This is a genomic window from Clostridium sp. E02 (assembly GCF_003833015.1).
Taxonomy (GTDB): Bacteria; Bacillota; Clostridia; order Lachnospirales; family Lachnospiraceae; genus Lacrimispora.
Genome location: NZ_RJLQ01000016.1, coordinates 1 through 16,144 on the forward strand (window position 1 = coordinate 1; position 16,144 = coordinate 16,144).

Sequence of the window (16,144 nt, forward strand, 5' to 3'; positions counted from 1 at the left end):
AACCATCCATGGAGGCAGGCATCATTTGAAAAATATGCAAAAGGACAACGACACAGAAAAGAAATAGCCTAATTTACAAGCAGGTAACTGTAGTTTTATTAAAGTTACCCAAAAACTAATAGTACCTGGTTAAATCAAGCACCAGAAAACTGGTGCTTATGTTAAAACTTTTTCGGGACATTTTCAAAAACGGTTGACAGTTATTTATTATGCTCCATTAAGGTTTATTCCTCGTTATTTTTAAAATTCAGCTTCGCAAGTGCATCTGCAAATGGAGAATTAATGGGTTCATCGGCCTCCTTTTTCTGCTTGTTTAAATATTTTGCCACATCTTTTTTGGAGACCCCTGCCCCTTCTTTTGCCCGACGTTCTTTAAAGGCCGACAGCTTTTCTTTATATCCGCATCTGCAGACAAAAATTTGACCGTCTCCTTTTCCTTTCAACTCCAGTTTTTTGTGACAGACTGGGCATCTGGCGTTACTGGTTCTTGAAACCACCTCGCGGTGTCCACATTCTCGGTCCTGACAAACTAACATCTCACTGGTTTTCCCCTTGACCGAAAGCATCTTTTTCCCACATACCGGGCAAGGAGTATTGGTAAGATTGTCATGCCGGAATTTCCCATTGGAGGTTTTGATCTCCCGGATTAAACCCTCTGAATAGGATCGGATCTCTTTCATAAATGCGCCGCGTTTTAGCTTTCCCTCTGCTATGGCGGATAACTGCATCTCCCAATTCGCCGTCAGCTCCGGTTTCTTTAAATCCTCAGGAACCAGGTTTAACAACTGTTTTGCTTTGGAAGTAAGGTAGATATCCTTCCCCTTCTTTTCAAGGAGAAAACTAGAGAAAAGCTTTTCAATGATATCGGCTCTTGTGGCAACCGTTCCAAGTCCCCCCGTCTCTCCAAGAGCCTTTTTCATATTCCGGTCCTTGGTCTCCATATAAGAGACTGGATTTTCCATAGCAGACAAAAGCGTTGCTTCATTAAATGGAGCAGGTGGCTTTGTTTTTCCTTCGGTCATAGAAATTAAAAGCCCCGTCAGAATATCGCCTTTTTTAAGATCGGGAAGCGTTTGTTCCTTTAACTCCTCGTCTCCTTCCTCCTCATCAAACGTCTCATACACCTCTTTCCATCCAGGAGTCTTTACCGTCTTTCCTCTGGCAAGCAACGTCTCTCCGGAAACAGATATGGTTAGTTCCGTCTGATCATATTCATAAGGCGGATAAAGAACTGCAATAAATCGGCGAACCACAAGATCATAGATTCTTCTTTCCTCAACACTCATGTGATCGAGTTGGACAAACTGCTCCGTAGGAATGATGGCATGATGATCTGTCACCTTCTTATTATCTACAAAATACGGTTTTCCTTCTATGGTTTTGTTGCTTAACTTTCCAGCTGGCTTTCGGTATGGCCCCACACCACAGGCTTCTAGTCTTTCTTTCAAAGACGGAACGATATCCGTACTCAAATACCTGGAATCTGTTCTTGGATAGGTTAACACCTTATGATTTTCATATAATCGCTGCATAATATTAAGCGTCTCTTTCGCCGAATAATTAAATCGTCGGTTGGCATCTCTTTGTAGTTCTGTCAAATCATAAAGCTGGGGGGAGTATGATTTTTTTGGCGTGCGTTTTACTTCTAAAACCTCTCCCTTTGGCTCTGCCTTTAATTGATTTAGCAAACGTTCCACCCGTTTTTTATCAAAAGAACGGTAACTTTTAGAGGTTTCCTCTCTCCAGGTAAAACGAAGCACCGGATCCGCCGAAGTTGCTATGATCCCATAATAGGATTTTGGCACAAAGCTTTTGATCTCTTCTTCCCTTGTGGCAATGATTGCAACCGTTGGTGTTTGAACTCTCCCACAGCTTAACTGGGCGTTGTATTTACAAGTCAAGGCTCTGGTTGCATTGATTCCCACCAACCAGTCGGCTTCCGCCCGGCACATTGCTGCATCGTATAAGGTATCATACGCATGACCGTCTTTTAAATTCGCAAATCCTTCTTTGATTGCTTTATCCGTAACCGAAGAAATCCAGAGTCTTTTTATGGGTTTCTGATTTCCGGCCTTTAGAAGGATCAATCTGGCAACCAGTTCTCCTTCACGTCCAGCATCGGTTGCAATGATGATTTCTCCTACATCTTTTCGATGAATCTGGGACTTTACCTCACGGTACTGCTTCCCTGTCTGTTTGATCACTTCCAGTTTAAATTGCTCCGGCATCATAGGAAGGTTTTCCATCTTCCATTCTTTATATTTGGGATCATAATCCTCTGGATCCGCCAGAGTTACTAAGTGTCCCAGCCCCCAGGTAACCACGTAGGAACTTCCTTCCAAACTTCCTCCCTGTCCCTTTTTGCAATGAAGAACCCGGGCGATATCCCGGGCCACTGACGGTTTTTCCGCTATAATTAAAGATTTCATGTTATTCCTCCAAATTACAATTCTTCTTTTATTATAGCGTATTGATGGAGGTATGACAACTAGATAGATCCCCATAAGCAATCAGACTATCGCCTTGGCTCACTCCCATCACAACCGTTTCATATAGAACAATACCGTCAAATTCTCCATAACACTCCTGAATCCGATTTCCCCAAACGTCTTCTATAACACCTAGAAGCTCACCTTCTAAAAATGTTTCTCCCGGTTCTTTTTGGGGATACCAAAATCCCTCTGTTTCAGAATCCACATAGACGGCTTTTTTCACTTCTTTTTGACTGTCTCCTTCTTCTGCGTGATCCATTGTTTTTATGAATCCCAGATAAGACAATACCCGCTTTACTTCTATCTTATAATTTATTATTTCCTCTTTGGAAAAGATTCCTCCGCCTCCCCGTTCCATAAGAATCGAAGGGGTGCCTTGTATGGCTGCATAGCTATAAGAACCAGTGGTAGCAGAAGATTCCGCCCGCACCTGCATACCGGTGGCGATTGCCATTTCCTCTGATTTCTTTCTCACCTCTTCTTTGGCTACCCCTGAATAGTACACAAAAGGCATAACCCGTTCATGGGTATCCCCCCCATGCAGATCTAGATAATAATCTGCCTGATTTTGAAGTTCATGCTCTATGGTATATGCGATCTTCTGGGAAAGGCTTCCTTCCTTTTCCCCTGGAAATACGCGGTTTAAATTTTTCCCATCTTCTGGCACAAACAGTCTGGTATAAGAATAAGACGCCTGAGGATTTGCCATCAGTAAAAATACAATGGTTCCTGTTACGTCACATGGTTCTAATTCTCTGGAAAGTTCCAACACCGTCTGTATCCCGATATATTCTGCTCCATGTATTCCTGCGGTGATCAAGGTAACTTCTCCCTCCTCCTCCCCACATATGGCGGTGTAGGGAAGTTTTAGATTGTGATTTTTCACTCCCAGCATTCCACTTGTCCTTCCCTGTTCCAGTTTGACATTTTCTAGTTGCAACATATGTATCTCTCCTCTATTCATTAAGAAACCGCTTGCTCTGGTTTCGTTTTTAAATTTACATCTCCCAAATCAAAAATTGAGTGTAATAGCTTTAAGGCATAGGGATGTTCTACCTCACTGATATCCCCCACCGATTTCCATTCTACCACAGATCCCTTGTAAAGAAACAGGACATGGCTGCATAAATAAGTAACCGAAGTTAAATCATGCGTAATAAACACATAGGTAAGCTCCCTTTCCTTTTGCAGCCTTTTTAACAGGTCCATTACTTGTACCTGGGTATGGGCATCCAAAGAACTGATCGCTTCATCAAATAATATCACATCAGGGTTTACTGCCAAGGCACGAGCAATACAAACCCGTTGCAGCTGACCGCCACTTAATTCATGGGGCAGACGGTCCTTATATCCCTCATCTAACCCGACCAGATGCAAAAGTTCATCGATCCGCTCTTCCCTGTTTCTTTTGGTTCGTTCTCTTCTTTCCCTTGCACGCAGCCCCTCGCTGATTAGATTTCGTACGGTAAACCTAGGATTGGCTGACGTGGTATAATCTTGGAACACCACACTAATCACTGGTTTTTTCTTTCCTTCAAACGAGATGGTTCCACGATCTGGCTTTAACAAGCCACAAAGCACCCGGCCAAGCGTACTCTTGCCACTCCCACTTTCCCCCAAAATCCCCAGACATTCCCCTTTTTTCACCTGAAAGGAAACATCAAAAAGCACCTGCTGACGTTCCGTACCAAATAGCCGGGTCTGGTTTTCCTTTCGAAAACTCACATCCATATGTTCTGCCTTTATCATACATAACTCCCTTCCTTTTTTTCTATGGCTTTGTGATATTGTTCCATGACTGCTTTTTTCTTTTCTACCAAAAGCTTGGTAAACGAATCCACCGGATGATCGTAAATTTGACGGAAGGTTCCACGGTCTACAATATGTCCTTCATTCATAATCAGAACTTCATCCGAGATGGCTGATATTACCCCTAGATCATGGCTGATAAATATCATAGCGGTATTGGACTCTTTTTTGATTCTCATAAATTCCTTCATGATCTCATACTGGGTAATGGCATCTATGGCCGTTGTCGGTTCATCGGCAATGATCAAATCCGGTTCCATGGAGACCGCTAGCCCAATCATAATCCGTTGCAGCATTCCTCCGCTTAATTGATGAGGATACTTTTTAAGTACCTCCTCACTCTCACGAATCTGCATCGTATTAAGAACATTGACTGATTTTTCATAAATTTCCTGCCTGGTTAAGTCTGTATGTTCTCTTAATGTCTCAAATAACTGGTCCCCAATCCGGTACAAGGGATCAAAGCAGGTCATGGGATTTTGAAGAATCATGGAGATCTTTTTTCCTCGGATTACCCGTAACTGCTCTTTGGATTTTTCAATCAGATTTTCTCCTTGATAACAGGCTTCTCCACTGACTGAAAAGTCCCTTCCAAGCAGGCCCATAATCGCTTTTAGTGTCATGCTCTTTCCACTCCCGCTTTCCCCTAAGATCCCAAGGCATTTTCCTTGATATACTTGAAAATTAATCCCTTCTACGATCGTCCGTGTCCTGTTTTTGACACAATGTTTCACGCATAAGTTGTTCACTTCTAAGACAGGTTTCATTCCCCCTGCACCTCCTTTGGATCCAGTGTATCTCTTAACGCATCACCTAAAAGATGAAAGGCAGCAACCACCACAACGATCGCCAGTCCTGGAGCTATCATCTGAACTGGGTTGGTGGTCATTACATTCTTCGCTTCATTTAACATGGCTCCCCATTCCGGGATAGGGGCCTGTACCCCAAGTCCCAGAAATGAAAGGGTTGATATATTTAAGATGGCCCAGCCAATATCCAACGTTGCCAAAACTGCCATCTCGGATGCAATGCTAGGAAGCATGTGACGGAGCAGGATAAATGGTTCCCCACTCCCAATGCATCTGGAAAAGAGAACAAAGTTTTTATCCCTGTATTTCATAACATTGGTCCGGATCATCCGGGCATACCAGGCCCATTTAATGAATATATTGGCTAGAATCACATTCCGCACATCAATTCCAAGAAGTGCGACCACTGCAAATACCATAATCTGACTGGGAAATGACATCATTACATCAACTGCACGCATGATGATTTCTTCCACCACTCCCCGAAAATAACCAGCCAAAAGTCCCATCGTACAGCCTAGCCCAATGGTACCAATCATGGTAATGAGAGAAAGAAACAAAGTAGGACGGATCCCGTAGATCATTCTGGATAGAATGCAACGTCCAAGCTGATCTGTCCCAAGAGGATACGTTAGGCTAAATCCTGCAAATTTATGAAAGATGTCATTTTCATAGGGATCATTGGGTGCCAAAAGGGGAGCAAATATACCAATGAGTGCAATGGTGATTAATAATCCCATGGTAAGGACTGCCATTTTATTTTTCAAAAAACGCTTCCACATATTACGATGTCTCCCTTCGAAGTCTAGGATCTGCAATGCTTTGAATGATATCAAATAAAAGATTGAACACCACAAATAACGTGCCGATTAAAAGAACATAAGTCTGGATTACCGGATAATCCCGATTAAAAATAGAAGCAATGCAAAGCTTCCCAAGCCCAGGCCAGGCAAACACATTCTCCACTACAATGGTTCCTGCCATTAGTTGGGGAATGCTCATCCCAATGGCAACGATACAGGTATGCAGGGAATTCTTTAAAATATGCCTTACCAGAATGGTTCTCTGCTTTAACCCCCGTACGTTAGCATAGAGCACGTAATCTTCCTTCATGTTCTCTAGCATATTGTTACGGATCAGTCGGATATAGGTGGATATGTAAGTAAGAGATACCGTAAAAGCTGGAAGAATCAGGTGTTTGACACTTCCGCTTCCACTAGTGGGAAGCAAATCCCATTTAATACTGACCAGCCAGATTAACAACAGTCCGATCCAATACGCCGGCATGGCTGTCGTCATAAATACAATTCCTCTGACCATACGATCAAACAGACTATCCTTATAGACTGCGCAAAAAAAACCAATGGGTAGACTTAGTAAAATTACAAACACTAAGGATGCCATAGAGAGAACGAATGTTGCTGGAAGACAGCGGGTAATTTCTCCAAGTACGGTTCTTTGCGGATTGGTGTAACTGACTCCGAAATCCAGATGCAGACAGTCTATCACCCAATTTACATACCGAACGAGGTAGGGATCATTTAGCCCCATTTCTTCCCGCATATCTGCAATCGCCTGTTCTGTAATCACAGGCGTCTGGCGAACCCGAAGAGCCACTTCCGCCGGATCCGATGGTATGATGTTGATAAATACAAAACATAAAAATGAAATCATTAAAAGCAACGGAATTGCTGACAAGGTACGTTTTAAAATATACGTTTTCATTGTTTCCTCCCTATGAAACAGTTTATAAATAAAAGGCTTAAAACGTGGGAAAGCGTCGGCTTGCTAAGCCCACGCCATTTATTTTCCCTGTTTTTTCCTCTCTATGCTATTATTCAAAATACATTTGCAAAAAAGGTACTTCATATTGGGTCTGAGTAAATGTAACTCCCTTTAAATTTGATGTGTAGATAGCTTTGTTGCATTCATAGGTAAGTGGTATGTATACAGCATCTTCGTGAAGTCTTGTTAAAACAAACTGATACAACTCTTTTCTCCTTATTTCATCTGTAGATACCAGAACCTCTGTAATTGCTTCATCTATTTCTGCCTTATCCAAAAGACCAAGCTGTGCTGCATAATCGCCGTATACCCTTTGTCTCATTGCAGATAGGGAGGACTGTGGATCATACGGAGTTCCCCAGCAGATATTAAATACCATATCAAAATTTCCTGCCTTCATATTGTCCCGATAAGACTGTTCCTCTTCTCCTTTGATCTCCAGACGTATTCCTATTTTTAAAAACTCAGACTGAAGATACTCGGCAATTGTCTTTTCAGTTACACTGTCACTGTTATAAAGCAAAGATAACTCCATAACTTTTCCGTCTTTTTCTCTTATATCGGAATCTCCAAGCGTCCAACCGGCCTGCTCAAGCATGTCTACGGCTGTGTCGAGGCTAAACTCATACGGAGTTAAACCAATGTTACAGTAGGGCGTGGATTCTGAAAACAATGTTTCCGCCGGAGCTTCCATACCATAAAATACACCATCGGAGATTGCCTGACGGTTCGTGGCATGCTGAAGTGCCTGACGCACTGTTTTTTCTTTTAGAATTTCGTTTGTAGTGTTTAATACAATCTGTCTTGTGGAGGTTGGATCTGACAGGGAAACCGAGAATTTATCACTGTCTTTATATTTCGTTACCGCCTCTGCATCTATCATATTTTTTCCAAAAATTAGATCAATTTCTCCCTTTTCCATTGCCAGAATTCTTGTCTGATTATCCGGAATTACTTTAACGGTTATTTTTTTCACCGATGGCTTATCTCCCCAATACGTTTCATTGGCTTCAAACACTGCATACTCATCCGTTACCGATTCCGTAAGTACATAAGGACCTGTCCCAACATAGGACTCCACCCCGTCCTTTGTACTTCCATTCTTCATGGATTTAGGCGATATCATGGCAAATGGCCTTGTCACTCCAAGCTCTGTTAACATGGGGTAATACGGTTTTTTCATTTTAATTACAAATGTTTCATCATCTGGCGCAGACACGCTTTCCATAAGATTCATCATCTCAAGCCAGGTGTGACGCTCCTTATTCTCTATAATTGCATCGAAGTTTGCCTTCACTGCATTGGCGTCGCAAACCTCTCCGTCGGAAAAGGTGACTCCTTTTCTAATCTTAAACGTATAAACTTTCCCATCTTCGCTGATTTTCCAGCTTTCCGCAAGGCATGGCTCATATCCATCTTCTGTAATGGTAACCAACGTTTCATAAAGCATCTCCTGGGCATACATCTCCCCAGCATAAAGGTGTGGATTTAAATCCCTGATATCCCGGTAATTGACAAAGACCAATTCAGCCTTTGCCTTTCCTTCTGTATCATTCTCCTGATTTGCCTGGGAATGACTGGTAACTTCAGTTGTCTTTTGTTCTTCCCCGGCGTTAGAACAACCTGCGAGCAAAGTTATGCTCATCATACCTGCCATACAGGTATATAATAAACGTTTTTTCATCATACGTTCCTCCTCTTGTGCTATATTTTCTAATATAACACAGTTAGTCGAGACTTACTAATGCCGATTCAGACAGGTCTGGTTATAACAAATCGTGATAAGCGGTTATTTGTTTTTTCAGTTCTTCTATATAAATGCAGGCTTCTTGAGACATTTCCTTTTTCTTCTGTTTCACATAACCAAGCGATAAAAACGATTCCGTGTCCCGCACCTTTAAAGCCCGTATTTTCTGAGCTTCGTACTCTTTGGATACAAAATCAATTCCCATACAGCAGACATCGGTGTGTTTTAGCATGCTGTTTACCAAGTAATCACTGTTTGATGAGACCACATAGTTTAACGGCCCCACCTCCTTTGCCGCCACAATCACTTTCCGAATATGTTGCTCCATGGCAAAAAAATCTCTGGTACCCTCCATAAATTTCAATTGGGGCAATTCGGAAAGTTCGATCCATTCCCGATGAAACCAGGGATGATGGCAGCCCAAATAAACGCAGATTCCAAGATCAGAAAGCGGTACAAACTCCAATTTCTTATGCCATATTATATGATGAAAGCAAGAAAGCTGGGTTTTGGCCAGATAGACTATACCAATTTCCGAGGTATGCTCTGACACATCATCGGTAATCTCTTCTACCGTTCCTTCCCGAAACCCAAACTTTATATCCTTATCTCTATATGTTTTATAGACATCTGCCATAAGCTTTGCCAGGATGCTGCTCTGGTATCCAGACACCAAAAATTGATTGTCCTGCTTTTTCTGAACCAATGATTGAATCAAATTGGCATTGGTAAGAATGGTATGGGCATGACCATAAAGCATGTTTCCCTGTTCTGTCATACGAATTCCACGGCTGCTTCGCTCAAACAAAAGAACTCCCAGTTCTTTTTCCAGGTTAGCAATCACTTTGCTCACATTGGGCTGAGACGTGTATAGATGTTCCGCTGCCTTATTCAGACTTCCATGATCCGCTGTTGTTACAAAATATTCCAGTTGCTTGATTTCCATTTGTTTTCCTCCGATTTACGGCATTCACTTTCTAATGGTATCATTCGCCTGCCTATAAAATAAAAAAACCGCCCTGTCATGCGGTACAGGAACGGTTTTTTTATAGGAGTCATGATCCTTCACGGGTCAAATGAAGGATAAAATCAGAGAGTTATTCTGATGTTAGTATATTCACACGCAGTTAGCATCAACTAACTATCTATAGTTTAACATAATGATTGAGAAAAAACAAGCTATCTTATTGAAAAGAATTCTCAACTATACCGGAAGCATCCACTGGAGTACATCCTGAATGTATTTGTCCCAGAAATCCCAATTGTGCCCGCCTTTCCCTTCTATATAAGTAATATTGGCACCCTTTTCTTTCATCTTATCTCTCACTTTAACGTTCATCTCATATAAGAAGTCTTCCGTACCACAAGCCTGATAAAGATCCGGAACAACTCCTTCTTTTACGCATCTGTCATAGAGAACCATAAGATCTGCATCGCTCCCAGCTAATTTTTCTGGATCCTGAAACACTGCATTCCACGGAAATGGCCCGTCAATGGTTTCACTTTTGATTCCCTCATAGGTCTCTGCAATATTCACAGCTCCAGATAAACTTGCCGCCTTACTATACTGTTCTGGTTTGGATAGACCAAGAAACCATGCACCATATCCCCCCATAGAAAGTCCGGCTATATAAGTGTCTTCTCTTTTCTTTGATACCGGATATAGACTTTTTACCAGTTCTGGAAGTTCTTCTGTGAAGAAGGTAAAAAATTTGTTCCCCTGGTACATGTCCTGATACAAGCTGTTTTCAGCAGAAGCCATCACAACCGCACAACGATGTTTTTGTGCATATCGTTCAATATTAGAAAACCGCATCCAAGAACTGTAATCCCCAAATGCACCATGGAGTAAGTAAAGTACGGGGAGCCCTTCTTCATAGGGATAAGCCTCTTTTGATGATGTACTGGTAATCTGCTCATTTCCTTCCGGAGTTGGGATAATTACATTGATATCAACGGTGTGCTTTAAACAAAAGCTATAATAATGACAATTCATACTGGCCATACTATGGACCTCCTCTTTCTTTGGTGGAAAGTAATATGCACTTCCTTTGTCCTTCATTATACGGATTTTACAGATTGAGGACTAGACAAAAATTGCACTATTTTTATTTATCTTATACTTATTTTGCTATTTTATACCCATTATTTTGTCTAAATCCAGCATATTTAATATTGAAAGAGTGCAAGATATGTATAGTTTTAGCAATCAGACTGCAATTTTTGTCTAGTTTTTTATTGCAGTTTTCATTATGATAATATAACGACTTTTTTTATTCAATAAAGGAGAATGAACGTATGAAACTATGTACAAGCGTAAATGAAGTAACACAAAACAATCATTCCTTCCGCATTATGACCAATTCCATTGAAATTCGGATCCAGTTTCTTACCGATACCATTTTGCGTATCCGGGCTGGTTTTGACGGTGATTTTGCAGAAGAATCTTATAGTCTTGTTATGACTGCTTGGGAAGACCGAATGGATGAACTGATGAAAGGATTCCGCAGACGGATTGAGCCTGCTGCCGCATCTCTTTCTCAAACAGAGGATCAGGCAATTCTAAAAGGAGCGCAGCTTAAGGTCGTTGTGGAAAAGAATCCATTCCGAATCTGTGTTTATGATCAGGAAGGAACCTGCATCCATTCCGATATTGTGGATCTAGGATACATGGAAGATAGCAATCATAGACGGATTCACACCAGTGAGATTGCCCCTGATGACTGCTTCTATGGGTTTGGTGAAAAGACCGGGGAGTGGAACAAAGCCCAGAAGTTTTTAACCATGAGCCCGAAAGATGCCATGGGTTATAACCCAAAGGAAACCGACTCTCTATATAAGCACATTCCTTTTTATGTTAAGTTAAACCGAGGGACAAAAAAGGCAGTCGGTTACTTCTATCACAATACCTATGAATGTGATTTCGATATGGGAAGAGAAAAGAGTAATTATTGGAAACCTCACAGCCGATACCGGTCCGACGGTGGAGATATCGACTTATTTTTGATTGCAGGTCCTTCCATTCGTGAAGTGGTAACCCGGTATACAGACCTTACCGGTAAATCAGCGATGCTTCCCCGTTATGCACTTGGATATCTTGGTTCCTCCATGTACTATCCTGAGCTGGAATCAGACTGTGACGATACCATCGTTGAATTTGTTGATACCACGATTGAGGAAGAAATCCCCGTTGACGGGTTCCAGCTTTCCTCCGGTTACGTCTCAGGAAACAGTAGAAGGCATCAAGCGTTGTGTCTTTACCTGGAATAAGAAACGGTTTAAGAATCCAAAAGATTTCTTCCAGAAGATGAAAGACAGAGGAATTACCGTTTCTCCAAACGTGAAACCTGGCATTTTACTGTCTCATCCCGATCTTGAGACGATGAAAGCAAAAGAAATTTTTGTAAAAGACAGCCAAAGCGAAGAACCGGGTGTGGGAACCTGGTGAGGTGGCAAAGGCGTTTTTGCTGACTTTACAAAACCAGAAACCCGAAAAGTCTGGAAGGAAATGTTAAAGAAAAACGTTTTGGAGATGGGAACCAGTTCCATCTGGAATGACAACTGTGAGTATGACAGTATGGTAGACAAGGACTGCCGCTGCGATTACGAAGGAAAAGGCGGTACCATTGGCCAGTTGAAATCTGTAATGTCAAACATTATGTGTCACATTACGGACGAAGCCATCCATGAAACCTATAAAAGCACCCGTCCATTTATCGTATGCCGTTCCGGTCACAGCGGAATTCAACGTTATTCCAGACCTGGGCCGGTGATAATTTAACCTGTTGGGATGCATTAAAATATAACATTTCCACCATTTTGGGCATGAGTCTATCTGGAGTTGCCAACCAAGGATGCGACATTGGAGGTTTTTATGGACCTTCCCCAGAAGCAGAATTAATGGTCCGCTGGATTCAAAACGGAATCTTCCAGCCTCGTTTCTCTATTCACTCGGTAAACATTGACAATACAGTTACCGAACCCTGGATGTATGGAACTTGCACCGAATATATCCGTAATGCCATGAAATTCCGTTATCGTTTGATCCCTTATTATTATTCCTTAATGGAACGGGCACACGAAACTGGGCTCCCCATTATGGAACCCATGTGCAGTGTATTCCAAAACGATCCAAACTGCTACGAAGAAGGCGTTGATTTTATGATTGGAGACTCTCTTTTGGTTGCTAATGTGGTGGAAAAAGGAGCAAAAACCAGAACGGTTTATCTGCCAGAAGGTGATGTTTTCTACGATTTCTACACAAGAGAAGCCTATGAGGGCGGACAGACCATTGAAATTCCAGTGACTTTAGAAAGCATTCCCTTGTTTGTCCGCAGTGGCTGCATCCTCCCTATGGCTTCCAATCAGATGAACAATTTAACAACCGAAGAAACCATGGCCTGTGATGCAGTCAGCAGAGCAAAATTACGAAAAAAATTTCATAACTCAGCATAAAAAAACAGGGGATTTAGTAATCTCCCTGTTTTTTTATAAGACCAGTTTTCTATTTTACTAAATTGATAAAAGCAGTAATTACAATAGGATTAAAGATATTTATAAATACCACTGTAATAACTGGCAGTACAAACCAAGCATTGGGTGCCGGACCATTTTCCTCGATAACGGAAGACATATTCGCAATCGCATTGGGAGTTTGACCCAATCCTACCCCACAATGTCCTGCAGCCATAACTGCGGCATCATAATTTCCTCCCATAGATTTGAATGTAACTGTTGAAGCATAGATAGCCATAACAATTGTCTGCGCTAATAGTATTACCAACATAGGAAGGGCAAGTCCCACTAACTTTGCTATATTAAGGGACATCAATGTCATAGAAAGGAAAAGGTTAAGGGATATATTTCCAAAAATATCAACTTCCTCCATCCGAAATTCTTTATGACATGCTTCCGCAATATTCCGGAATATTGTACCCGCAAACAAACAGCCCACATAATAAGGAAATGTAAGACCAGTGGAATTAAGCCCCCAGGAAATAACAGATCCCACACCAGCTGCAAGAAGTACGTACAATACAGTATTCAAAAGATTTTTTTCGATAAGCGGTATATGACTCTTCTCTTTTGTTACCATCTTTGTATTGGTATCCGCTTTTAAATGGTGCTTATCAATCAGTCGCTTTGCAACTGGGCCTCCAACCAGACTTCCTGCCAACAGGCCAAATGTCGCTGCCGCAACTCCTACTGTTGTTCCTCCATCTGCCCCAAGCATTTCCAATGTTGGTCCAAAGGCTGCTCCTGATCCTACTCCTCCTGACATGGATATAGAGCTCATCGCAACCCCAAGCAGTTTATTTATCCCCAGAAGCTGAGCAAGACTAATTCCTACCAGATTCTGTATTACAAGAAAGAATACTGCGATTACTGCAAGGATGGCACCTTGCTTCCCGCTTTTTTTTATGACAGGTATACTGACAGTGAAACCAGTGCATGTAAAGAAAATATTCATAAAGAAATTCTGAAGGGTGTTCGTCATCTTAATTTCCACAAGATTTGCCTTTAATAAAGCGAAAACTAAAAAGCTGCAGAGCAGACCCCCTATCACCGGTGCTGGTATAAAATACTTCTGAAATAACGGAACGCGGTTTTTAATATTCCCCCCAATAACATATACAATTGCCCCTAAAGCAACGGTTTGTATTACATCAAGCGTTACTGTAAACATAGAGAACCCCCCTTATTTTTGTGCATGAATTATCTGACAATGATCCTCTTCCAGTTTCCGATATAACCAGCTTAAATCCAGAGTCCCCTTCTCCTCAATGGATTTCATCATTTCTGCTTCTTTTTCTTTTACTTTTAGTGACTTTTCATATAATGCTTCTGCATCCTCAGGTCTAATAGCAACGATACCCGTATCATCACCCAAAATAATATCTCCTGGAAATATAACCTGATTTCCTATACTGACCGGAATATTTACACTGCCCGGTCCATTTTTATAAGGTCCATTGCAGATGGAACTGACCGCATACACTGGAAAATCCAACTCTGAAAGCTGTTTTTTATCCCGGATAGCGCCATCAACCACGAAGCCCGCTATTCCTCTTTTTTTTGCATAGGCAGCCATGATTTCACCGCAAAGTGCTCGTTCCGTATACCCACCTCCTGCAACCACAATTACATCTCCTGGCTTTGCATTATCGATGGCATAATAAAATAAAAGGTTGTCTCCTCCCGCAGCTGTTAAGGTGTATGCAGTCCCAAGAAGAATACTGTCATTCACCGGCTCCAATGCAGATGACAGAGAAGCCGTCCGGTTCATGCAATCATCTATATTTGCTACCGGAATACTACGGAATTTTTCTACCAAAGTCTTTGATGGTCTTTTAAAGTTCTGATAAATTCTATAACCTACATTATCCATGTTTTAAAACCTCCAATTACCGGATGGTCATGCGCATGTACCTAATCCTATTATTATCATAACAAGTAATATAATCATTGTAAAACAAATATTTTTTATATATAATATTCATAATCATAATATTTCGAAAGGAGAGGCATGACAATAGAAGAAATCAAAGCCTTTATGGCAGTTGTAGAATATAAAACCTTAACACAGGCTGCAGAAAAGCTATATATCAGTCAGAGCACTATAAGCCAACGTATTAAGCGTCTGGAGAATGAGTTGGGGGTAAAACTCTTTATGAGACAGCCCGGACAGCGGACAGCAGAACTTACCTCTCACGGCTCTAATCTGGTACCGATTGCCCAGCAGTGGGCCAGCCTTTGGGGAGACATGTATTCTCTTCATACATCTTCAGTAAAAACTCTGATCTCCATTGGGAGCGTAGATTTGATAAACAACTTCACTTTTGTACCTTTATATAAAAAAATACTTCAAAACTTTCCAAATATTGAACTCTCAATTCAGACATTCCACTCCCCGGAAATACACAGTCTGCTGGAAAACCGCATTGTTGACATCGGATTCGTCTTCAGTCAGATTAAATATCCTGATATCATATCTAGACCTGTATACCGTGAAAAGATGTATCTGATCACTCATGCTGAAAGTAATTACCATAGCGGAATCAGCACTTCACAGCTAGATCCGAGCAAAGAGGCATATCTACGCTGGGGGGCAGACTATGACTTATGGCATAGCAGCAATTGGAGCAATTGGAGCAGTTCACAGCATATGGTAACAGTCAACACTGGGTCTACTCTAACCCATTATCTGGATAAACCGGGAAACTGGGCAATTGGTCCGATCTCATTAATACGTTCCATGCAGAAAACGGACAAAATCACCTGCTATGAGTTAAAAGAATCACCACCTCCAAGAATATGCCACCAATTAACACACCGATACCCAAAACCCAGTAAACTGAATGCCCTGAAATTAATCGAGCAGCAAGTGGAGGTTTTTGTATCGTCGAACGAAAACATATGCAGGTTTGAGCCTTGGATGCTTGAATAGAAAGAATGTAATTTCTTATGAGACAAAAAACGTCCCTGTCATGCGGTAACAGGGG

14 protein-coding genes and 1 pseudogene are annotated in these 16,144 nt (G+C 41.6%); 4 read left to right on the top strand and 11 right to left on the bottom strand.

Annotated features, from left to right (window positions below):
• Positions 1 to 224: 224 nt before the first annotated feature.
• From EFT72_RS12725 to EFT72_RS12765, 9 genes are all read right to left on the bottom strand, one after another.
• Positions 225 to 2,429 (bottom strand): DNA topoisomerase III, encoded by a 2,205-nt coding sequence (locus EFT72_RS12725; protein ID WP_124067304.1) that lies wholly within the window; start codon positions 2,427 to 2,429, stop codon positions 225 to 227.
• Positions 2,430 to 2,460: 31 nt separating this feature from the next.
• Positions 2,461 to 3,435, bottom strand: a complete 975-nt coding sequence (locus EFT72_RS12730; protein ID WP_124067305.1) for a M14 family metallopeptidase — start codon at positions 3,433 to 3,435, stop codon at positions 2,461 to 2,463.
• A 20-nt stretch (positions 3,436 to 3,455) separates the two neighbouring features.
• Complete coding sequence (locus EFT72_RS12735; RefSeq protein ID WP_124067306.1) at positions 3,456 to 4,241, bottom strand: dipeptide/oligopeptide/nickel ABC transporter ATP-binding protein; 786 nt, start codon at positions 4,239 to 4,241, stop codon at positions 3,456 to 3,458.
• Positions 4,238 to 5,068, bottom strand: a complete 831-nt coding sequence (locus EFT72_RS12740; RefSeq protein WP_124067307.1) for an ABC transporter ATP-binding protein — start codon at positions 5,066 to 5,068, stop codon at positions 4,238 to 4,240. Before EFT72_RS12740 ends, EFT72_RS12735 begins: the two co-directional genes overlap by 4 nt.
• Complete coding sequence (gene opp1C / locus EFT72_RS12745; RefSeq protein WP_124067308.1) at positions 5,065 to 5,892, bottom strand: nickel/cobalt ABC transporter permease; 828 nt, start codon at positions 5,890 to 5,892, stop codon at positions 5,065 to 5,067. The genes EFT72_RS12740 and opp1C overlap by 4 nt, the downstream gene beginning before the upstream one ends.
• 1 nt (position 5,893) lies before the next feature.
• A complete protein-coding gene (opp1B, locus tag EFT72_RS12750) occupies positions 5,894 to 6,835 on the bottom strand; it encodes a nickel/cobalt ABC transporter permease (protein WP_124067309.1) in 942 nt (313 codons plus the stop codon).
• A 109-nt stretch (positions 6,836 to 6,944) separates the two neighbouring features.
• Positions 6,945 to 8,582: a nickel ABC transporter substrate-binding protein gene (nikA, locus tag EFT72_RS12755; protein WP_243110010.1), complete on the bottom strand. Its 1,638-nt coding sequence runs from the start codon at positions 8,580 to 8,582 to the stop codon at positions 6,945 to 6,947.
• A gap of 79 nt (positions 8,583 to 8,661) precedes the next feature.
• Positions 8,662 to 9,588, bottom strand: a complete 927-nt coding sequence (locus tag EFT72_RS12760) for a LysR family transcriptional regulator (protein ID WP_124067310.1) — start codon at positions 9,586 to 9,588, stop codon at positions 8,662 to 8,664.
• Positions 9,589 to 9,846: 258 nt separating this feature from the next.
• Positions 9,847 to 10,647, bottom strand: coding sequence for an alpha/beta hydrolase family protein (locus EFT72_RS12765; protein ID WP_124067311.1), 801 nt, complete (start codon positions 10,645 to 10,647; stop codon positions 9,847 to 9,849).
• Positions 10,648 to 10,940: 293 nt separating this feature from the next.
• Between EFT72_RS12765 and EFT72_RS19910 the strand changes: the two genes are divergently transcribed.
• The 3 genes and pseudogenes from EFT72_RS19910 (at position 10,941) to EFT72_RS19920 (ending at position 13,097) form a co-directional block, all read left to right on the top strand.
• The gene (locus tag EFT72_RS19910) at positions 10,941 to 11,912 is read left to right on the top strand and encodes a hypothetical protein (protein WP_347561882.1); all 972 of its coding nucleotides are present in this window, start codon (positions 10,941 to 10,943) and stop codon (positions 11,910 to 11,912) included.
• Positions 11,833 to 12,647 (top strand): annotated as a pseudogene (locus EFT72_RS19915) (TIM-barrel domain-containing protein); the annotation flags it as partial. The gene EFT72_RS19910 and the pseudogene EFT72_RS19915, both read left to right, overlap by 80 nt.
• Before the next feature lie 102 nt (positions 12,648 to 12,749).
• The gene (locus EFT72_RS19920) at positions 12,750 to 13,097 is read left to right on the top strand and encodes a hypothetical protein (RefSeq protein ID WP_347561885.1); all 348 of its coding nucleotides are present in this window, start codon (positions 12,750 to 12,752) and stop codon (positions 13,095 to 13,097) included.
• Positions 13,098 to 13,146: 49 nt separating this feature from the next.
• On the opposite strand, the gene gltS is transcribed toward EFT72_RS19920, so the two are convergent.
• Both gltS and EFT72_RS12780 read right to left on the bottom strand, forming a co-directional pair.
• Entirely contained in the window at positions 13,147 to 14,328 is a 1,182-nt protein-coding gene (gltS, locus tag EFT72_RS12775; RefSeq protein WP_124067312.1) for a sodium/glutamate symporter, read from the bottom strand.
• Between the two features lie 12 nt (positions 14,329 to 14,340).
• Complete coding sequence (locus EFT72_RS12780; RefSeq protein ID WP_124067313.1) at positions 14,341 to 15,030, bottom strand: RraA family protein; 690 nt, start codon at positions 15,028 to 15,030, stop codon at positions 14,341 to 14,343.
• A gap of 138 nt (positions 15,031 to 15,168) precedes the next feature.
• Here EFT72_RS12780 and EFT72_RS12785 point away from each other — a divergent pair, with 138 nt between their 5' ends.
• Entirely contained in the window at positions 15,169 to 16,089 is a 921-nt protein-coding gene (locus EFT72_RS12785; RefSeq protein WP_124067314.1) for a LysR family transcriptional regulator, read from the top strand.
• Positions 16,090 to 16,144 lie beyond the last annotated feature (55 nt).